19 protein-coding genes and 1 pseudogene are annotated in these 17,244 nt (G+C 66.7%); 9 read left to right on the top strand and 11 right to left on the bottom strand.

The features are described from left to right. Window positions 1-55: 55 nt before the first annotated feature. Window positions 56-844, bottom strand: coding sequence for a 3-hydroxybutyrate dehydrogenase (locus AXYL_RS22715; RefSeq protein WP_013395207.1), 789 nt, complete (start codon window positions 842-844; stop codon window positions 56-58). Window positions 845-965: 121 nt separating this feature from the next. Between AXYL_RS22715 and AXYL_RS22710 the strand changes: the two genes are divergently transcribed. The 3 genes from AXYL_RS22710 to AXYL_RS22700 all read left to right on the top strand — a co-directional run bounded on the left by AXYL_RS22710 (window position 966) and on the right by AXYL_RS22700 (window position 3,285). Then, the gene (locus AXYL_RS22710) at window positions 966-1,856 is read left to right on the top strand and encodes a LysR substrate-binding domain-containing protein (protein WP_013395206.1); all 891 of its coding nucleotides are present in this window, start codon (window positions 966-968) and stop codon (window positions 1,854-1,856) included. A gap of 88 nt (window positions 1,857-1,944) precedes the next feature. Beyond that, complete coding sequence (locus AXYL_RS22705) at window positions 1,945-2,853, top strand: aldose 1-epimerase (RefSeq protein ID WP_013395205.1); 909 nt, start codon at window positions 1,945-1,947, stop codon at window positions 2,851-2,853. 75 nt (window positions 2,854-2,928) lie between these two features. Beyond that, window positions 2,929-3,285, top strand: a complete 357-nt coding sequence (locus AXYL_RS22700) for a hypothetical protein (RefSeq protein ID WP_013395204.1) — start codon at window positions 2,929-2,931, stop codon at window positions 3,283-3,285. 51 nt (window positions 3,286-3,336) lie between these two features. Here AXYL_RS22700 and AXYL_RS22695 read toward each other — a convergent pair whose 3' ends face one another. From AXYL_RS22695 to AXYL_RS22685, 3 genes are all read right to left on the bottom strand, one after another. After that, window positions 3,337-3,570: a hypothetical protein gene (locus AXYL_RS22695; protein WP_013395203.1), complete on the bottom strand. Its 234-nt coding sequence runs from the start codon at window positions 3,568-3,570 to the stop codon at window positions 3,337-3,339. A 164-nt stretch (window positions 3,571-3,734) separates the two neighbouring features. Beyond that, window positions 3,735-4,748: a zinc-binding alcohol dehydrogenase family protein gene (locus tag AXYL_RS22690; RefSeq protein WP_013395202.1), complete on the bottom strand. Its 1,014-nt coding sequence runs from the start codon at window positions 4,746-4,748 to the stop codon at window positions 3,735-3,737. 15 nt (window positions 4,749-4,763) lie between these two features. Further along, window positions 4,764-5,558, bottom strand: coding sequence for an SDR family NAD(P)-dependent oxidoreductase (locus AXYL_RS22685; RefSeq protein WP_013395201.1), 795 nt, complete (start codon window positions 5,556-5,558; stop codon window positions 4,764-4,766). A 113-nt stretch (window positions 5,559-5,671) separates the two neighbouring features. On the opposite strand from AXYL_RS22685, the gene AXYL_RS22680 reads away from it, so the two are divergent. Then, a complete protein-coding gene (locus tag AXYL_RS22680) occupies window positions 5,672-6,574 on the top strand; it encodes a LysR family transcriptional regulator (RefSeq protein WP_013395200.1) in 903 nt (300 codons plus the stop codon). 26 nt (window positions 6,575-6,600) lie between these two features. Here AXYL_RS22680 and AXYL_RS22675 read toward each other — a convergent pair whose 3' ends face one another. Continuing rightward, the gene (locus AXYL_RS22675) at window positions 6,601-7,107 is read right to left on the bottom strand and encodes a DUF6496 domain-containing protein (protein ID WP_013395199.1); all 507 of its coding nucleotides are present in this window, start codon (window positions 7,105-7,107) and stop codon (window positions 6,601-6,603) included. A 188-nt stretch (window positions 7,108-7,295) separates the two neighbouring features. Here AXYL_RS22675 and AXYL_RS22670 point away from each other — a divergent pair, with 188 nt between their 5' ends. Next, window positions 7,296-7,511: a dodecin gene (locus AXYL_RS22670; RefSeq protein WP_013395198.1), complete on the top strand. Its 216-nt coding sequence runs from the start codon at window positions 7,296-7,298 to the stop codon at window positions 7,509-7,511. Window positions 7,512-8,145: 634 nt separating this feature from the next. On the opposite strand, the gene AXYL_RS22665 is transcribed toward AXYL_RS22670, so the two are convergent. The 3 genes and pseudogenes from AXYL_RS22665 to AXYL_RS22660 form a co-directional block, all read right to left on the bottom strand. Continuing rightward, complete coding sequence (locus tag AXYL_RS22665) at window positions 8,146-9,312, bottom strand: PDDEXK nuclease domain-containing protein (protein ID WP_013395197.1); 1,167 nt, start codon at window positions 9,310-9,312, stop codon at window positions 8,146-8,148. Beyond that, window positions 9,309-9,464: pseudogene (locus AXYL_RS34445) on the bottom strand (integrase); the annotation flags it as partial. The gene AXYL_RS22665 and the pseudogene AXYL_RS34445, both read right to left, overlap by 4 nt. A 145-nt stretch (window positions 9,465-9,609) precedes the next feature. Beyond that, window positions 9,610-10,164: an NADPH-dependent FMN reductase gene (locus AXYL_RS22660; protein WP_013395195.1), complete on the bottom strand. Its 555-nt coding sequence runs from the start codon at window positions 10,162-10,164 to the stop codon at window positions 9,610-9,612. A 337-nt stretch (window positions 10,165-10,501) separates the two neighbouring features. Here AXYL_RS22660 and AXYL_RS22655 point away from each other — a divergent pair, with 337 nt between their 5' ends. Further along, window positions 10,502-11,032, top strand: coding sequence for an antibiotic biosynthesis monooxygenase (locus AXYL_RS22655; RefSeq protein WP_013395194.1), 531 nt, complete (start codon window positions 10,502-10,504; stop codon window positions 11,030-11,032). Between the two features lie 36 nt (window positions 11,033-11,068). Here AXYL_RS22655 and AXYL_RS22650 read toward each other — a convergent pair whose 3' ends face one another. Further along, entirely contained in the window at window positions 11,069-11,776 is a 708-nt protein-coding gene (locus AXYL_RS22650; protein WP_013395193.1) for a GntR family transcriptional regulator, read from the bottom strand. Window positions 11,777-12,138: 362 nt separating this feature from the next. On the opposite strand from AXYL_RS22650, the gene AXYL_RS22645 reads away from it, so the two are divergent. The 3 genes from AXYL_RS22645 (at window position 12,139) to AXYL_RS22635 (ending at window position 15,213) form a co-directional block, all read left to right on the top strand. Continuing rightward, the gene (locus AXYL_RS22645; RefSeq protein WP_041655899.1) at window positions 12,139-13,050 is read left to right on the top strand and encodes a LysR family transcriptional regulator; all 912 of its coding nucleotides are present in this window, start codon (window positions 12,139-12,141) and stop codon (window positions 13,048-13,050) included. A 126-nt stretch (window positions 13,051-13,176) separates the two neighbouring features. After that, window positions 13,177-13,848, top strand: a complete 672-nt coding sequence (locus tag AXYL_RS22640) for a DUF4286 family protein (RefSeq protein ID WP_013395191.1) — start codon at window positions 13,177-13,179, stop codon at window positions 13,846-13,848. Between the two features lie 45 nt (window positions 13,849-13,893). Continuing rightward, window positions 13,894-15,213, top strand: a complete 1,320-nt coding sequence (locus tag AXYL_RS22635) for an MFS transporter (protein WP_013395190.1) — start codon at window positions 13,894-13,896, stop codon at window positions 15,211-15,213. Between the two features lie 55 nt (window positions 15,214-15,268). Here AXYL_RS22635 and AXYL_RS22630 read toward each other — a convergent pair whose 3' ends face one another. Continuing rightward, the gene (locus AXYL_RS22630) at window positions 15,269-16,264 is read right to left on the bottom strand and encodes a D-2-hydroxyacid dehydrogenase (RefSeq protein ID WP_013395189.1); all 996 of its coding nucleotides are present in this window, start codon (window positions 16,262-16,264) and stop codon (window positions 15,269-15,271) included. 10 nt (window positions 16,265-16,274) lie between these two features. Further along, a complete protein-coding gene (locus AXYL_RS22625) occupies window positions 16,275-17,234 on the bottom strand; it encodes a Bug family tripartite tricarboxylate transporter substrate binding protein (RefSeq protein ID WP_013395188.1) in 960 nt (319 codons plus the stop codon). Between the last annotated feature and the right edge of the window lie 10 nt (window positions 17,235-17,244).

Here is a 17,244-nt window from a genome sequence, read left to right as displayed (position 1 = left end):
GTCGGTATCGCTGTGCGGCCTGCGCGCATGTTCAATGGAGGCCGCCGCTGCGGCTTCAGGCTGCGGTGGTGCCGCCGTCCATGGCCCAGGCCACGCCGCGGACTTCGTCGGCGTCGGGCGAGCAGAAGAATTCGCACAGGCCGGCGATCTGTTCCAGGGTGACGAACTTGCCCGAAGGCTGGCGCAGGCCGAGCAGCCGGTTTGTGGCCGCGGCATTGTCCAGCCCTTCGCGTTCGGCCAGCGCGTCGATCTGCTTCTGCACCAGCGGCGTGTGTACCCAGCCGGGGCAGATGGCGTTGCAGGTGATGGCGGTCTGCGCGGTTTCCAGCGCCACGGATTTGGTCAGGCCGATCAGGCCGTGCTTGGTGGCGTTGTAGCCGGTCTTGCCGGCGCGGCCGCGCAAGCCGCTGATGGACGCCATGTTGACGATGCGGCCCCAGTTGCGCGCGCGCATGGCCGGCAGCGCGGTGCGCATGGTGTGGAAGCTGGCCGACAGGTTGACGGCGATCATGTCGTCCCACTTGTCGACCGGAAAGGCCTCGATCTGGCTCACATGCTGGATGCCGGCGTTGTTGACCAGGATATCCAGCGCGCCATAGACCTGGTTCAGCTCGGCCATCATGGCCTCGATCTCGGCCGGCTTGCGCAGGTCGCAGGGCTGGAAGCGGACCGGCACGCCATAGGTGTCGCGGAACTCGGCGCAAAGCGCATCGGCTGCGGCAGCGTCGGCCAGGCCATTGAGCACCAGCGTCGCGCCGGAGCGCGCCAGGCGCCGCGCCACGGCCAGGCCGATGCCGCTGGTCGAACCGGTTACCAGGGCCACCCGCCCCGAAAGATCAGCCATGCTTGTCTCCACGCTGTGTGTTTATTGGATGCGTGGCAGGTTAGGGCTTGGGGATTGAGTCGTCCAATTTATTATCGGAACATCATTTATATTCATGGAATATCAATAACCGATACCCGACATGGAACTGCGCCACCTGCATAGCTTCATGGTCCTTGCCACGGAACTGAACTTCACCCGCGCCGCCCTGCGCTTGCACATCGCCCAACCTCCTTTGAGCCAGCGCATCCGCGAACTGGAAGAGGAACTGGGCGTGAAGCTGTTCGACCGCAGCACGCGCAAGGTCGCGCTGACGGTGGCGGGCCGCGTGTTCCTGGACAGCATCCAGCCCATGTTCCGGCAGTTGGACGGCGCGGTGGAGGCCTGCCGCAAGGCCGGCCGGGGCGAGACCGGCAGTCTGCGGCTGGGCTATACCGGACGCGCCAGCCATGTGCGCCTGCCGGGGCTGGTGCGCGACTGCCGGCGCCTATACAGCGATATCGCGCTGGACATCCAGGGGCCGCTGCCGACTGGCGAACTGCGTCTGAAACTGCTGGACGGCACGCTGGATGCGGCACTGTGCTTTCTGCCCCTGGAGGGCAAACATATCGTGTCGCACGGCTTCATGCTCAGCGAGTTCTCCATCGCGCTGGCCGACGCGCATCCGCTGGCGAGCAAGGCGGACCTGGGCGTCGCGGATCTTGCGCAAGAGCCGTTCATCGCCTATCCCTCGGGCAAGGGCTTCCACCTGCGCGGCGCCATGGACGCCATCTGCCTGGAGGCGGGTTTCCTGCCGCGCGTGGTGCGGGAAACGGAAGCGTCCCAGACCCTGCTGTGCCTGGTCGCGGCCGGCACCGGCGTGGCCATCATTCCGCGGGACATCGAGTCCCTCAACATGGAGGGCGTGGTGTTTCGTCCGTTGCCGGCGGACGCGCCCAAGCTGCAGCATGGCATCGCGTGGTTGGAGACCAACCGGAATCCTGCGTTGAGCCGGCTACTGGCGTTGTGCGGCGTCGAAGTCGAGGCGGGATGAGGCGTCCGGCAGTCGCTTGCGCCCGCCAGTCCGGGGACGGCACAATCGCAGCGCGCGGCCCCGTTTCCGCCGCCGGAGTTTCATTCAAATGCAGGCTTTATCCGTCCCGGCCACGCTCGACGCCAGCGAGCGCATCACCATCGCCAGCGGCCCGCACCAGGCCGAATTTGCGCCGGGCGGCGGCGGTCGCCTGACCCGGCTGTCCACGGGTGCGCACGACTGGATCGTGCCGCTGACCGACACGCAATGGCCCGCGGGAAGCTGGCCGCGGGCAGGCTCATACCCGCTGGCGCCGTACTCCAACCGCATCCGCGACGGCGCGTTCACTTTCAACGGCGCCAGGCACGCGTTGCAATCCGTGCCCGGCCGACCTTATGCGATCCATGGCGCGGGCCTGTATCAGGCATGGAGCGTGCGCAGCCTGAGCGCGGACAGCGTCGACCTGGTGTTGGCGCAGCCCGCCGGCGTGCTGGGCTGGCCCTGGCCCTTCGAATGCGTGCAGCGCTATCAGCTGGACGCGCGCGGCCTGAGCGTGGCGCTGTCCATCGTCAATCTGGGCGACACGTCCATGCCCTGCGGTCTGGGGCTGCATCCTTATTTCACGGCCGAGCGCGTCACGCTGCATGCGCGCCGCGAGTGGACCGCGGACGCGGAGGGACTGCCTGCCGGCAGCAAGGCCGTGCACGTGCGCGAACTGCGGCGTTCGGCCAGCGGCTGCGATACCTATTTGTCGCAATGGGAAGGGCGGGCCACCCTGCATTGGCCAGATGGGCATCAGTTGTCGCTGCATGCCGATCCGGCCTTTGCGCACCTGGTGGTGTACACGGCGGCGGGCTCGGAGTTCCTGTGCGTGGAGCCGGTCACCAATGTGGCGGACGCGTTCAACCTGGCGGCGGGCGGCGAGACGCGCACCGGCATGCGGGTGCTGGAACCGGGCGCGCGCTTCAGCGCGACCGCGTTGCTGAGCCTGGAACCGCCCCGGGCGGCGCGTTCCTGATGGCTGCAAGCGGCGCTTGGAAAGCGCCGCTGCCTGCGGCGATAATCCGGGCAAACCAAGATCAGGAGTCCTCGAATGAAAAAGCTCAGCACCGAACAATTGCAGGCCGCGGCCGAGACCCTGCGCCGCGTGCAGGCCAGGCTGGCCCGCGCCGGCAACCTGCCGCTTGAGCCCACCCTCTACGCCTGCGCGCAAGGATTCCGCCGCAACGTGCCTGATTACCTGTGGTCCTGGCTGTCGGGCCTGCTGGCGCCGCACAAGAGCCTGGGCGCGTGGATGGATGCGCATCAGCCGGGCTGGCGCAGCGGCAAGACGCCCGCCGCGGTGGTTTACGCGCGCAGCGAAAACGGCTGGTTGGAGTGGCTGATCGCCGAACTGGAGGCCGAGATCAACGATCCTCATGCCCGCGCCAAGCGGGAAGGGCGCGCCTGACGGCGTGCGCGCGAGGCGCCTGCGGTCCGGACCGCAGGCTTGCCTGCCGCCTCAGGCCCGCTCGGGGCGCGAGCGGCGCAGCAGCAGGAACAGCAGTTCCAGCACGGCGGCCGCCAGCAAGGCGGCCAGCACCGAACCCAGCACCAGCGCGTCCCACAGGCGCGGCGGGCCTACGCGGAACTGGATGGTGTCGAAGACCAGCCCCGCCGTGATGCCGGCGACGATGACGGCCTTCCAGCCTTGCAGGGGCGCCAGCCTCAGCATCAGCAGGGTAAAGGCCACCATACCCCAGAGCAGGGGTTCAAGCGTCTGATTGAGAATGTGGTCGAGCAGAAGAGACTCCCGATGGCGTTGCGCATGCGATTGCGCGCAGTCGAGTTTGTACTGCTTTCTGCTTGCAATTGCGAGATGCCCCGCCGCGGTTGGCGGCGAGGCATGACGCGGGCTTCCTAGAAACCTTCCAGCACGATCTTCCCCTGTGCCTTGCCGCTTTCGATGAAGGCGTGGGCGCGACGCAGGTTCTCGGCGTTGATCTTGCCGTAGTGCGCGCCCAGCGTGGTGCGCAACGTGCCTTCGTCGATCAGGTGGGCGGCCTGATTCAGCAGTTCGTGCTGCGCGATCATGTCGGGCGTGCCGTGCAGCGGGCGTGCGAACATGAACTCCCAATGCAGCGACGCCGACTTGGATTTGAGCAGGCGCACGTCGATCGCGGCGGGATCGTCGATCAGGGCGATCTTGCCTTGCGGCGCGATCGCTTCGGCCATCTGCGCGAAGTGCTGGTCGGTCTGGGTCAGGCCGGCGATGTGGCTGACGTGCTGGAAGCCGATCCGCTTGAGTTCGGCGGCCAGCGGCTGGCTGTGGTCGATGACGTGATGCGCGCCCAGCTCGCGGACCCAGGCCTGCGTTTGCGGACGCGAGGCGGTGCCGATCACCGTTAGGCCGGTCAGCTGGCGCGTCAGCTGCACCAGGATGGATCCCACGCCGCCTGCGGCGCCGATGACCAGCAGGCTGCCCTGGCTGGGCGCGCCGTTATCCAGCACGCGCAGCCGGTCGAACAGCAGTTCCCAGGCGGTGATGGTGGTGAGCGGCAGCGCCGCGGCCTGGGCAAAGTCCAGGCTGGCGGGCATGCGGCCGACGATGCGCTCGTCGACCGCATGCAGCTCGCTGTTGGCCCCGGGGCGGTTCAACGCGCCCGCATACCAGACGCGGTCGCCGGGCTTGAAGAGGCTGGTCTTGGCGCCCACCGCGCGCACGATGCCGGCGGCATCCCAGCCTATGACCTCGGGCTGGCCGTCCTTGGGCTTGCGGTTGGCGCGGATCTTCACGTCCACCGGGTTGACCGAAATGGCGCGGACCTCGACCAGCAGGTCGCGCTCGCCGGGTACGGGGTCGGCGAGGGTGATGTCCTGCAGCGCTTCGGGGTGGTCGGCGGGCAGGTTCTTGAAGTAGGCGATGGCTTTCATGGGTTCAGGCCGTGATCAGATGATGGAGCGCACGACGCCGCCGTCCACGCGCAGCGCGGCGCCATTGGTGGCCGCGGCTTGCGTCGAGCAGGTGTAGACGACCATGTTGGCCACTTCTTCCACCGTGGCCAGGCGCCGCAGCAGCGAAGTGGGGCGGTGCTGGGCGATGAAGTCGCGTTCCATCTGGTCTTGCGTCACGCCTTGCTCCTTGGCCATTTCTGCGAAGAAGTCCGACACGCCTTCCGAACGCGTGGGGCCGGGCAGCACGGCATTGACGGTGACGCCGGTGCCGGCGGTCAATTCGGCCAGCCCGCGCGACACGCCCAGCAAGGCGGTCTTGCTGACGCCGTAGTGGATCATTTCCGCGGGGATCTGCACGCCGGATTCGCTGGAGATGAAGACCATGCGGCCCCAGCCGGCGGCCAGCATGCGCGGCAGGTAATAGCGCGACAGGCGCACGCCGCTCATGACGTTGGTGTCCAGCATGTATTGCCAGTCGTCGTCCGTGATTTCGGTAAAGGACTTGGGCGCGAAGTAGCCGGCGTTGTTGACCAGGATGTCCACATCGGGATGGGCGGCCGAGACCGCGGCCGCGCCGTCGGCGGTGGCGAGGTCGGCCTGCACGGTGCTCACGCGGGCAGCGGGAAACTGCTGCGCGAGCGAGGCGGCGGCCTGCGCCAGCTTGTCGGCGCTGCGGCCGTGCAGCACGACTTCGGCGCCGGCCTCGGCCAGGCCCGCGGCGATGGCCAGGCCGATGCCGCCGGACGATCCGGTGACCAGGGCCTTCTTGCCGTTCAGTTCGATTTTCATGGGGTGGCTCCTTGCGTGTCGGGGGAATGCAGCCATGATTACCCAGTCCAGAGCGGGGAAAAAGCGGCTAGCATCGCACTCAGTTTCAATAATTTTTTGAAAATGAGGCCGGCATGGTGCGCTTCGAGGATCTGAGGATATTCATGGCGGCGGCGGACCAGGGCAGCTTTTCCGCCGCCGCGCGCGAACTGGACCTGACGCCCGCCGTCGCCAGCGCGGCGCTCAAGCGCCTGGAACTGGCCCTGGAGGCGCGCCTGTTCGTGCGTTCGACGCGCAGTCTCAGGCTGACCAGCGACGGCGAACGCTACCTGGAGCATGCCCGCTCGGCGCTGTCGGCGCTGGAAGCGGGCCGCAACGCCGTGGCGCGCAATAAGACGGAGATCTCCGGCACCCTGTCCTTGTCCATCCCGTCCGACCTGGGCCGCCACGTGCTGCTGCCGTGGCTGGACGAGTTCCAGGAGCGGCATCCGCGCGTCAACCTCCAGGTGCGCATCAGCGACCGCCTGGCAGACCTGTACCGACAGCCGGTCGATCTGGCGGTGCGCTATGGCACGCCGAACGACTCCGGGCTGGTGGCGCTGCCGCTGTCCGAGCACAACCGCCGCGTCGTCTGCGCTTCGCCCGCCTATCTGGCGCGCCATGGCGTGCCGCAAGTGCCCGATGACCTGCGCCGCCACAACTGCCTGTCCTTCGTGCTGGGCGAAACCCTGCATGACCGCTGGGCCTTCAGGCACGAGGGCGCCGCGCTCACCGTCCCGGTCAAGGGGGACCGCGTGGGCGATGACGGTGAACTGGTGCGCCGATGGGCGCTGGCCGGCCATGGCCTGGCCTACAAATCGCGCTATGACGTGCTGGCCGATCTGCGGGCGGGCCGGCTCATCGAAGTCCTGGCCGACTACACCAGCGAGCCCTCGCCGCTGTATCTGCTGTGCGTGCACCGCATGCTGCTGTCGCCGGCGGTCAAGCGCCTGCGCGAGTTCCTGCACGAGCGCTTCAAGGCGTTCGAGGCCGGCTAGCCCGGCCTCACAGATCGCCATACGCCTTAATGCGCATGGCTGGCCCGCTGGTTCGCCGCGCGCGTGCGGGCGGCCTTCTTCGCGGCTGCGGAACGTCCCGCAGCGCCCTTGGTGGCGGCAGCCTTTTTGGCCGCGGCCGAGCGGGCGGCGGCGCTACGCTTGGATGCCGAGGCGCTGGCCTGTCGCGACAAGGCGGTGCGCGATGCGGGCTTGGCGCTTTCCTTCTTCAGTGCGGTGGTGGTGGCCTTGGCGCGTTTGGTGGACTTGGCATGTCCGTCATGGGCCGCATCGCTGTCCTGCTTGGCTTTGCGTTTGGTTGCTGCGCTGGCCTTCTTGGGCGTGGGCAGCGCCACGCCAGCGCGGCGCGCCTTGGACAGCCCGATCGCGATGGCCTGCTTGGTGGAGCGCACGCCGTGCTTGCCTTCGCGCACGTGTTCGATTTCCTCGCGCACGAATTCTCCGGCCTGCGTGGAAGCGGATTTTCCTTGGCGTTTGTCGCGCGCCGCTCGTTCCAGGGTTTTTCGTTCAGGCATGACGACACCTCCTTGCTTGCGTTGCGGGAACGCGCTCCGCCGCGCCGAGGCCGGTGCGACGGAACTCGTAACACCACTCTAGCGCCGTGGGCGTATGCTGTGTGTTCGAATGGATTGCCGGTCGTAAGCGCCGGAACACCGCCGCCAGGCCGACGATGCACGACTCACCCCCTAAGCGGAGACGAGCTATGTCGAATCATGTCTACAAGCAGATCGAACTGGTGGGCTCTTCCACCAAGTCCACCGACGATGCCATCGCCCAGGCCATTGCGCGCGCGTCCGAGACGCTGCGCAACCTGGATTGGTTCGAAGTCACCGAAGTGCGCGGCCACATCAAGGACGGCAAGGTGGCGCACTGGCAGGTCGGCTTGAAGATAGGCATGCGGCTGGAAGGGAACGAGTGAGTCCGCTTGCTGCTCCTTTCTTGAGCACGCCTTCCAAGTGATTGTCGGATAAAGGTTTTTTCAGCTTGTTATCCGACTGTGCAGAGGCTTGTCCACATTCGGTGGGGACAAGCCTGTCTCGCTTTCGTCTCCCGCCGTCCTCTATCGTCGCGGCATCGCCGGGCCGGGGGACTTGAGCGTTTCTTGAGCGGCCCCTGCAAGTGCTTGGCCTGTAAGGAATTTTGCAGGCTGCCCTCATACTGTCCTCAGGCTTATCCACATTTGCCGGGGACAACCGGGGCACGTCGATACGGCGTTTGAGCCATTCTTGACCACCCCTTGCAGGCGCTTGATATGCAAGGGGATTTCCGACCTGCCCTCATACTGTCCTCATGCTTTTCCACAGAACGCGGGGACAAATGCACATTGCCTTGCGGTTGCGGCGCAAGTCCGCCGGTTCATCCCGATTTCAGTGGATAAGTGGGCCAAAAATCATCCAAAAGGATGATTGCGCAATTTTTGATCGGCACTTGCAAGTGCCTGGCGGGAAAGGGGATTTTCACTATGCCCCAAGGCTGTCCTCAACCTTCTCCACAGATGGCGGGGATAAGTGTGAGCCCCCACGCCGCGCAGTAGCGCACACCGGGACGCCCGGCTATCGCTGGGATTGCTCGGGCTTCTTCAAAGCGCGCGATTCCAGTAGACGCCGCGTGTCCTCCAACTCTTTCTGCAACAACTCGGCATCCGGCAGCACCGTCCGATAGTTGGCGGCCATCACCTTGGTCGGCAAGCCATCGAGCGCATACCGCGCCAGAGCATGGCCCTTGTCGGCACACAGGATGAGGCCCACCGGCGGGTTCTCATCCGGGTAGGCCCAATGCTCTTTGGCATAGTTGCAATACATATGCATCTGACCGACATCGGCATGGGTCAGGCTGCCCAGCTTCAGGTCGATGATGACCAGGCAACGCAGCTTGCGATGGAAGAACAACAGATCCACCCGATACCAAGTCTGGTCGATGCGTAGCCGGCGCTGCCGCCCGACGAACGTGAAGCCTTCGCCCAGCTCCAACAGGAAGTCTTCCAGGCGCTGGATCAAGGCCGCTTCCAGGTCGGATTCTGAATACTCGTCCTTGAGGTCGAGGAACTCCAGCACATACGGGTCTTTGATCGCGTCGTTGGGCGTGACTGCATCCTCGGGCTTGGCGACAGAACCCTTGAGCAGCATCGCCGTTTTGTCTTTGGACAGGGCAGTGCGTTCGTAGAATTGGCTTCCGATCTGCCGATCGAGCTGACGCACGCTCCAGCCCCCGCGCAGCGCCTCGGCCTCGTAGAACCGGCGGGCATGGTCATCCTTGACCGAAAGCAGCCGAACATAGGCCGACCACGGCAGGGTGAAGACCTGGGCCAGTTCGGACAGGCTTAATTTCCCAGACACTGTCTGGGATTTCTCTGCGGGAGGCTCGTTCTCCAATTTCCCAGACAGTGTCTGGGAAATCTCGGGCTGGGGGTAGGCGAGGAAGAAACGCCGCATGCTTTCCAGGTTGTTGACGCCGAAGCCGCGACCGAATCGAGCCGTCAGATCGGCGGACAACCGCTCCATCAACTGCTCGCCGTAACCGGCCCGCCGCCTGCCCTTCTGCTCAGCTTCCACGATTCGGCGGCCAATCTCCCAATAGCTGGCCGTCATTAGCGCATTGACGCTGCGCGCCGCTGCCTGGCGCGCGGCATCCAGTAACTCCACAATGCCACCGTGGATGCCGACATAGCCAGCCGGTAGGGCGGCGCGTTTCTCCGCTGCCACAGGCGTCTTCCTTGTCATGTTGTTGCCTCCATAGAACGGGAGACCCCGATAATCGCAAGCCGCCGATTCGCCACCAGTTCGGCCGCATCCCGCACCGGTTTGTCCTCGGTATGAACATAGTGCATAAACATCGCCACGGTCTTGTGGCCTGTGAGCTTCATGCCCACCTCTAGCCTTGGCGTAATCCGGAATTGCGGTACTGGAGTCATCGTTGAACCAAAAAAAGCCCCCCGACGTATCGGGGGGCTGGATCGCCCGGAGGTAGACGGGCGATCTCTGCCGGCCGGGAGGAGCCCGCGCCGGCAGCGGCGGCGATCAGGCGTTGAACTTCTTGATCCAGTCCACGTAGCGGTCCACCCAGCCTTGCAGGAATTTGCGGGTGCCTTCGTTGGTGATGTTGTACTGGTCGTCGACCAGGCCTTCCGTGAATTGCAGGAAGACTTCCGGCGTGGTCAGTGCATTGGCGCCCTCGGCGGCCAGGATGTTGCGCAGGTGCTGCTGCATCAGGGCGGTGCCGGCGGCGCTGGGCGAGGTGCCGACGATGCCGACGGCCTTGCCGGTCCAGGAGTTCTGGCCCCAGGGACGCGAACCCCAGTCGATGGCGTTCTTGATGGCAGCCGGCACGGAGCGGTTGTGCTCGGGCGAAACGAACAGGATGCCCTGGGCGTCGGCGATCTGCTGCTTGAGCTTGGCGGCGGGGGCGGGCAGGTTGTTCTCGTTGTCCTGGTTATAGAGCGGCACGTCGCCCAGGCTCACGTATTCGAACTTGAAGTCCGCGGGCACCAGCTTTTCCAGCGCGCGGGCCAGCCGCAGGTTGAACGAGGCAGCGCGCAGGCTTCCGACGAAAACGGCAATCTTATAGGTGCTCATGGGGCGCAGGCTCCAAGGGGTGGACGGGAATCTCAGTGTAGACCTGTACGCAGGCACGCTCAATCACGATCGCGGATATGGTTATTCAGGATCATGACGCCCTGATGTCGTCGCAGCTCTGGCCGCGAGAGGCACCAGCGTGGTGCGGAATGCGGGTGCTTCACCATAGTGGTGTGCCACGCGGTGCGCACTCTCGCTCGCCGCAACCCGGCCGCATGCCATGGCGGGGGCGCAGCGAGGGCAGACAGTCCTGGCATGCCGCTTGCTAGGGTTAATACTGCGTTGATACTGCATGAGTACCGCATAACAAGCTGCGCGCCGTCCCAGGAGTTCCGCCATGTCCAGTCCCGCCCCGATCACCTTGTTGGTCACCCGGCGCATCACCCCCGAACGCTATGGCGATTTCCTGTCCTGGATGCGCCAGGGCGAAATCCTCGCCGCAGGCTTTCCAGGCTTTCTCGGCTCTGGCGTGCTGCAGCCGCCGGAGGGTGGAGACCAGTATCAGATCGTGCTGCGCTTTGCCGACGCGGCCAGCCTCGGCCGCTGGGAAAACTCCCTGCCGCGCCGCATGTGGCTGGAACGCGGCGCGGCGCTGGTGCGCGCCAGCCACGAGCGCCGCGTCAGCGGCACGGACGATTGGTTCGCGCCCAGGACCAGCGCGCCGCCGCGTTGGAAACAGGCCGTCAGCATCTGGCTGGCTTATTTTCCGGTGCTGCTGGCGTTTTCCATTCTGGCCAGCGAACCGCTGAGCCTCCTGCCGGTGTTCTGGCGCGTGCTGATCACCAGCGTGGCCCTGACGCCGGTCATGGTGTACCTCTGCATGCCCCTGGTGTTCCGCCTGCTGCATCGTTGGCTGCGCGCGGGCTGAGGCGCGGTACGCGCGCACCGCCCGCGTGGGCAGACGTCATGCCGCGCGTGCGCCGCGGGCGGCATGCAGGCGGTGCAGCGTGATCTCACGCGCCGCGGCCTGGCTGCCCTGGATATGCACGTGCAGCAGCGCCATCGCGCGTGGCGCGTCGCCGGCCAGCGCGGCTTCGAGTGTGGCGGCGTGCTCTTCGTAAACCTTGCCGATGCGCTCGGGCACGGTGAATGCCAAGCGGTGCACGATGCGAAGGCGTTCGGTGGCGGCGCGATGCACTCGTGCGATCTCCGGGTTGCCGGCGGCGGCGACCAGATCGATGTGGAAGCGCTCGTCCAGATCCGCCAGCCGCTCGCAATCGCTGGAGCGCTCGCTTTCGTCGACCAGCCAGAGGTCGGCCAATGGGCGCAGCGCGCGCTGCCGCCCAGTGGCGCTGGCGGACACGCACAGCGCCTGCACGGCGGCCGCTTCCAGCACGCTGCGCAGCTCGTAGAAGTGGTCTAGCGTGTTGAAGTCCAGCGGCTTGACCAACCAGCCGTTGCGCTGCCGCACCTCCAGATAGCCTTCGCGCTCCAGGCGGAACAGGGCTTCTCGCACCGGCGTGCGGCTGACCTGGAGGCGGTCGGCGATTTCGGTTTCCGTAAAGCGGTCGCCCGGCGCCAGCCGGAAGTCCAGGATGTCCCGCTTCAGCGTGCCGTATGCGGTATCGGCCAGCGTGCGCGGTATGTCGATGATGGCAAAGGCGGTTCCCATATAGTGGCCTCGGATCGGTGGTTCAACGAGCGCGGGGAGCGTTGACGGCGGCGGATGCGTTGCGGCGGATCATGCGGGACTCCTGGTGTGCGCGGAAAGCGGCGCTGGTGGACAAGCTGGCATACCAGGCATCAAGCAAGAGCCGTGCCAACTGCCGGCCGTGAGGCCGGCGCGCGGGAGCGGACCAGGCTGCCTCGCGCTGGTGCCGCGCCTGAGCCACTTTGGTGCGCGACGCACCATTGATGCGGACACACCGCAGCCCATGCCGCGTCCGGCCTTATGGCGGTAGCATGTGGAGGGATCGGAGCTTGCCGCTCCGGGGTTCTGGACCCTTGCGCGATGCCTTGCCGCGTCGTACCGAGATGAATACGCGTTTTGTCGAAGCCTTTCTGTGGTCGGCGCGCCTGGGCAGTTTCCGGGCGGCAAGCGACCGCCTGCACATCACCCAGGCCGCCGTGGCCAACCGCATCGCCTCGCTGGAAGAGGACATCGGCGCGCGCCTGTTCGAGCGCGACGCCAAGGAGCTCAGGCTGACCGCCACCGGCACCCGGCTGCTGGACTACGGCGAGCGGCTGCTGGAGATCCGCCAGCAGATCCTGTCGCTGGGCAAGGGCGGTGACGAGGTCTTCGGCCTGGTGCGCATCGGCGCCATCGAGACCGTGGTGCATACCTGGCTGATCGGCTTCCTGACCAATCTGCGCTCCACCTATCCGGGCATCGAAGTGCAGCTCACGTCCGAGACCACGCGGGCCCTGCACCGCGGCCTGCGTGAAGGGACGCTCGACATCGCGTTGCAGACCGATCTGCTGAACGACAGCGGCATCATCAGCACTACCTGCCTGCCCATGGAGATGGGCTGGGTCGGGCCGGCCGGCGACGAGGAAGCGCTGACCACGCAGCAACTGTTGAGCGAGCCGGTGCTGACCATGAGTCCGGGATCGCAACCGCATGAAGCGCTCAAGGCCCTGTACCGCGAAGTCGGCATGCCGCAGGGCAAGGTGCATTGCGTCAGTTCGATCTCCGCGCTGGCGCGGCTGGTGCGCAGCGGATTCGGCCGCGCGCTGGTGCCGCTGCCGCCCATCTACGAGTACGTGGCGCGCGGCGAAGTGCAGATCATCCGCTGCGACATTCCGGTGCCGCCCCAGCTGCTGGTGGTGAGCTATCTGGAAAGCGCCGGGTCGGATGCGATCCGGCTGGTGGCCGAGCTCGCCAGCCGCGCTTCGGACCAGTTCACTTCCTCGGTCATTGCGCCGCGATTGGGCTCGGCGCAATAGTGTTATCCCTAGGGCGTCTTTCAGTAATTCTGTTGCCGCGCAGAAAAATTACTCGTTTGTCCGCCGCCAGTCGGCCGGCTGAAGATGGAGCCTTCCGCAATCGAAGGAATTTCCTGTCTTCCGCCCATGAGCACGCACACCGAATCCTCTCTCCCGCCCCACGGCCTGCTGTTCGTCGCTACTGACGCCGACGCCGCCCACGACGCCGATTTCAACCGCTGGTACGACCGCGAGCACGTGGAAGAGCGCGTGCGCATCCCCGGCTTCCTGTCGGGCGCGCGCTACCTGTCGCGGCAGGGCGGCCGTAAGTACCTGGGCCTGTACCGCACCGAATCGCTGGCGGCCTTCACTACGTCCGATTACCGCGCGGCGTTCGAACGCCAGACCGCATGGTCGGTGACCAACCTGGACCGGATGCGCGATCCCATGCGCCGCGTCTGCGCCGTGCGGGCCGTGACCGGCTTCGGCTCCGGCAGCGAACTCGTGGTCCTGCCGCTGCCGGCGACTGGCGACGGCGAGGCGCAGGTCGTCCGGGCCAGCGCGCTGGGCGCCCAGCTGGCAGAGGCCGACGGCTTCGTGCAGTCCTATCTGCTGGTGCCGGATGCGGCGCTCAGCACGCCCCTGCCGCGCGAGTCCGCCGAGAACCGCGTGCTGGCGCCCCTGTTCGTGGTGGAGGCGAGCTCCGCGGCGGCCGCGCATGCCTTGCGCGACCAGGCCTGCAGCGCCTTCGATGCCGATCCGTCCGGCGCCTGGCTGCTGGAACTGGGCTGGAAGCTGGCGGCTGCCGACCTGCGCTAAGCCCGTCGCGGCCTGGCAGCAAACATCATATTCAAGGGGAACCCCATGGCTGAAGAAACCCTGTACGACGCCGCGGCGATCAAGACGGCTGCGGCGCCCAACAAGATGCGCAGGCTGGCTCTGGCCAGTTCGGTCGGCACCACGCTGGAGTGGTACGACTTCACCATCTACAACCTGATGGCGGCGCTGGTATTCAACTCCATCTTCTTTCCGTCCTTCGACCCGCTGACGGGCACCATCCTGGCTTTTTCCACTTATGCCGTGGGTTACGTGTCGCGGCCGCTGGGCGGCTTTGTCTTCGGGCATCTGGGCGACCGGCTGGGGCGCAAGTTCGTCCTGGTCGCCACCCTGGTCATCATGGGCATTTCCACCGGCCTGATGGGGCTGTTGCCGACCTACGCGTCCTGGGGTGTGTGGGCGCCGGTGGCGCTGGTGGCCTTGCGCTTCGTGCAGGGCGTGGCCCTGGGCGGCGAATGGGCCGGCGCGGTGCTGCTGTCGATGGAGCACGGCAAGCCGGACCAGCGCGGGCGCAACGCTTCGTTCACGCAGATCGGACCGTCCTGCGGCACGCTGATAGGCACGGGCTTCATCGCGGCGGTCTCGGCCTTCCTCAGCCCCGAGGACTTCCAGGCCTGGGGCTGGCGCCTGCCGTTCGTCTCCAGCGTGGCGCTGGTGCTGTTCGGCCTGTGGCTGCGCCGCGGCGTTGAAGAGACGCCTGTATTCCTGGAAATGGAACAGAAGCGCGAAACCGCCGCCACTCCCATCAAGGAAGTGCTGGGACAGTACTGGCGCCAGCTGCTGATCGCCGGCGGCTCGCGCATCGGTTCCGACGTGCTCTATGCGCTGGTGGTGGTGTTCACGCTGACTTACGTGACGACGGTGCTGCACCTGTCGCGGCCGATGGCCCTGACTGCCACCATGCTGGGGGCTGCGCTGAACGCGCTTGCGGTGCCGCTGTGCGGGCATCTGTCCGACAAGATCGGCCGGCGTCCGGTGTACCTGGCAGGCGCGGTGCTGGGCATGATCTGGGCCTTCGTCTTCTTCGTGCTGATGGACACCGCGCATCCCATCGCCATCTGCGCGGCGGTTGTAGTGGGCCTGCTGATCCACGCGCTGATGTACGGCCCGCAGGCCGCATTCGTCACCGAGCAGTTCCCGGGCCGCGTGCGCTATGCGGGGTCTTCGCTGGCATACACGCTGGCCGGCATCGTCGGCGGTGGGTTCGCGCCGCTGATCATCGCCAGCCTGTTCAAGTCCTGGAACTCGACCTTTGCGATTTCGCTGTACGTGGCGGCGGCATTGGCGGTGACGGCGGTGGCGGTGCTGGCCGCAAGGGAAACGGCCAAGTCGCCCTTGCAGCGCTGAGGCTACTGAATGGCCTGTCGCCGTCCGGACTTGCGTCCGGGCGGCGACAGGCCATTCAGGCAATGCTGCGATGGGCCAGCGGTTCGCCTGCGAGCCAGCGAGTGAGGTTGTCGACGAACAGGGCGCGCACGCGCGCGGCATTGCCGTCCGAGAACCCGGCGCTGTGCGGCGTGACGATGACGTTGGGCAGATCCCACAGTGCGGAATCCGGCGGCAGCGGTTCATGCTGGAACACGTCCAGGAAGGCGCCGCCCAGGCGCTGGGTGCTTAGCGCCGCGATCAGTTCGGGCTCGTCGATCACGTGGCCGCGGGCCACGTTGACCACCATGGCATGAGCGGGCAGCGCGGCGAGCGCCTCGCGGCCGACCAGGTTGCGCGTGACAGGCGTGAGCGGGCAGGCCAGCACCAGCCAATCGGCGGCGGGCAGCAGGGACGGCAGTTCGCTGTAGCTCACGGTATGGCGGGCCTGCGGCACGGACGCGCCGCTATGGCGCGCGACCGAAAATTCCAGTCCGAGCGCGCCCAGCAGCGCGCCGATGCGTTGGCCTATGCCGCCCCAGCCCACCACCACGGCATGCTGGCCGGCCAGGTCTCGGGGCGTGCGCCCATCCAGGAGCGGACGCCACGCGCGGTCGCGCTGGTCGGCGGCCAGCAGCGGCAGGCGGCGCGCCAGCGCCAGCACTCCCGCGATGGCGCTCTGGGCAACCACCGGGTCGCTGGCGCCCTGCGAGGTCGTGACCGCCACGCCGCGCGCGTGCAAGCTCTGGTAGATCTCGCGGTCGGCGCCGGCCGAGTGCACGTGCACCCAGCGCAGCGCCGGCGCATGCCGCATCGCCTCGTAATACAGCGCGGTGGATGGCTGGATTTCGAACTTGGTCGAATGGCCCGTGATGTCGCGCGAGACGAAGGCGGCCTCGGCCGCCATGGGCTGGCCCGCCACGGGATGGACCAGCGCATAGCGGCCAGCGGCCGGCGTACGGTCCAGCGCCAGGCGCAATGGCGGGGCTTCGGCCGGCGAGCACAGGATGCGGATGTCGGTACCTTGGGTCATGGCGCCGGCTTCAATGCGCTTCGGGGGCGAACTTGCGCACCAGTACCGCCCACTTGTCATGTTCGCGCTTGATGAAGGCGCCGAATTGCGCGGGCGTGCCGCCAACCGGCTCGGCGCCTTCGCGCAGCATCTGTTCATTGAGCGCCGGCAGGGCCGCGTTGACCTCGCGGTTGACGACCTCCACCACCTGCTGCGGCGTACCCTTGGGCGCGAAGAAGCCGAACCAGGAACCGGCGTCAAAGCCCGGGTAGCCGGACTCTGCAATGGTGGGCAATTCCGGCAGGGTGGCGGAGCGCTGCGCGGTGCTGACCGCCAGCGCGCGCAGCTTGCCGGAACGGATATGTCCGATCACGGATGGAATGGTGGCGAACATGAAGTCGATGCGCCCGGCCAGCAGGTCGTTGACCGCGTCCGCGCCCTTGTAGGGCACGTGCGTGGCGTTGACGCCCAGCTCGTCCATCAGCATGTAGCTCGACAGATGCGAGGACGTGCCCACGCCGGTGGAACTGTAGTTGAGCTGGCGCGCGCTCTTGACGTACTTCAGGAAGCCCTGGATGTCCTTGGCAGGGGAGGAGGGCGGCACCACCAGCACGTTGGGCACGGTGGCGATCTGCACCATGGGGATCAGATCGGTCAGCGGACTGTAGGGCAGCTTGTTCAGCGAGGGATTGACGGCAATGGGACCCACGGAATTGACGATCAGGGTATGCCCGTCGGCCGGGGCGCGCACCACGAACTCCGTGCCGATGTTGCCGCCCGCGCCCGGCTTGTTCTCGACCACGAAGGGCTGGCCCAGCTTCTGCGTCAGGGTATTGGTGACGCTGCGCGTGAGGGTGTCGGTGGTGCCGCCGGGCGAGAACGCCACGATGACCTTGACCGGCCGGTCGGGATAGTCCGCGGCCGCGGCCGGCGCCAGCGTACAGGCGCCAGCCAGCGCTGCGGAAGCGAGCAGGGCTCGTGCAGTGTTCATGATGTCTCCT

It is taken from the genome of Achromobacter xylosoxidans A8 (genome assembly GCF_000165835.1).
GTDB classification, from domain to species: domain Bacteria; phylum Pseudomonadota; class Gammaproteobacteria; order Burkholderiales; family Burkholderiaceae_B; genus Achromobacter; species Achromobacter xylosoxidans_B.
This window is presented reverse-complemented; position numbering and strand designations above follow the sequence as displayed.

What these genes read in the sequence shown, in the direction of transcription:
- AXYL_RS22670 (WP_013395198.1), top strand. Translation starts at nt 7,296, where the DNA reads ATGTCGAATCATGTCTACAAGCAGATCGAACTGGTGGGCTCTTCCACC.
- AXYL_RS22630 (WP_013395189.1), bottom strand. Translation starts at nt 16,264, where the DNA reads ATGACCCAAGGTACCGACATCCGCATCCTGTGCTCGCCGGCCGAAGCC.
- AXYL_RS22700 (WP_013395204.1), top strand. Translation starts at nt 2,929, where the DNA reads ATGAAAAAGCTCAGCACCGAACAATTGCAGGCCGCGGCCGAGACCCTG.
- AXYL_RS22685 (WP_013395201.1), bottom strand. Translation starts at nt 5,558, where the DNA reads ATGAAAATCGAACTGAACGGCAAGAAGGCCCTGGTCACCGGATCGTCC.
- AXYL_RS22680 (WP_013395200.1), top strand. Translation starts at nt 5,672, where the DNA reads ATGGTGCGCTTCGAGGATCTGAGGATATTCATGGCGGCGGCGGACCAG.
- AXYL_RS22695 (WP_013395203.1), bottom strand. Translation starts at nt 3,570, where the DNA reads ATGGTGGCCTTTACCCTGCTGATGCTGAGGCTGGCGCCCCTGCAAGGC.
- AXYL_RS22705 (WP_013395205.1), top strand. Translation starts at nt 1,945, where the DNA reads ATGCAGGCTTTATCCGTCCCGGCCACGCTCGACGCCAGCGAGCGCATC.
- AXYL_RS22625 (WP_013395188.1), bottom strand. Translation starts at nt 17,234, where the DNA reads ATGAACACTGCACGAGCCCTGCTCGCTTCCGCAGCGCTGGCTGGCGCC.
- AXYL_RS22715 (WP_013395207.1), bottom strand. Translation starts at nt 844, where the DNA reads ATGGCTGATCTTTCGGGGCGGGTGGCCCTGGTAACCGGTTCGACCAGC.
- AXYL_RS22645 (WP_041655899.1), top strand. Translation starts at nt 12,139, where the DNA reads ATGAATACGCGTTTTGTCGAAGCCTTTCTGTGGTCGGCGCGCCTGGGC.
- AXYL_RS22690 (WP_013395202.1), bottom strand. Translation starts at nt 4,748, where the DNA reads ATGAAAGCCATCGCCTACTTCAAGAACCTGCCCGCCGACCACCCCGAA.
- AXYL_RS22655 (WP_013395194.1), top strand. Translation starts at nt 10,502, where the DNA reads ATGTCCAGTCCCGCCCCGATCACCTTGTTGGTCACCCGGCGCATCACC.
- AXYL_RS22665 (WP_013395197.1), bottom strand. Translation starts at nt 9,312, where the DNA reads ATGACAAGGAAGACGCCTGTGGCAGCGGAGAAACGCGCCGCCCTACCG.
- AXYL_RS22660 (WP_013395195.1), bottom strand. Translation starts at nt 10,164, where the DNA reads ATGAGCACCTATAAGATTGCCGTTTTCGTCGGAAGCCTGCGCGCTGCC.
- AXYL_RS22650 (WP_013395193.1), bottom strand. Translation starts at nt 11,776, where the DNA reads ATGGGAACCGCCTTTGCCATCATCGACATACCGCGCACGCTGGCCGAT.
- AXYL_RS22635 (WP_013395190.1), top strand. Translation starts at nt 13,894, where the DNA reads ATGGCTGAAGAAACCCTGTACGACGCCGCGGCGATCAAGACGGCTGCG.
- AXYL_RS22675 (WP_013395199.1), bottom strand. Translation starts at nt 7,107, where the DNA reads ATGCCTGAACGAAAAACCCTGGAACGAGCGGCGCGCGACAAACGCCAA.
- AXYL_RS22710 (WP_013395206.1), top strand. Translation starts at nt 966, where the DNA reads ATGGAACTGCGCCACCTGCATAGCTTCATGGTCCTTGCCACGGAACTG.
- AXYL_RS22640 (WP_013395191.1), top strand. Translation starts at nt 13,177, where the DNA reads ATGAGCACGCACACCGAATCCTCTCTCCCGCCCCACGGCCTGCTGTTC.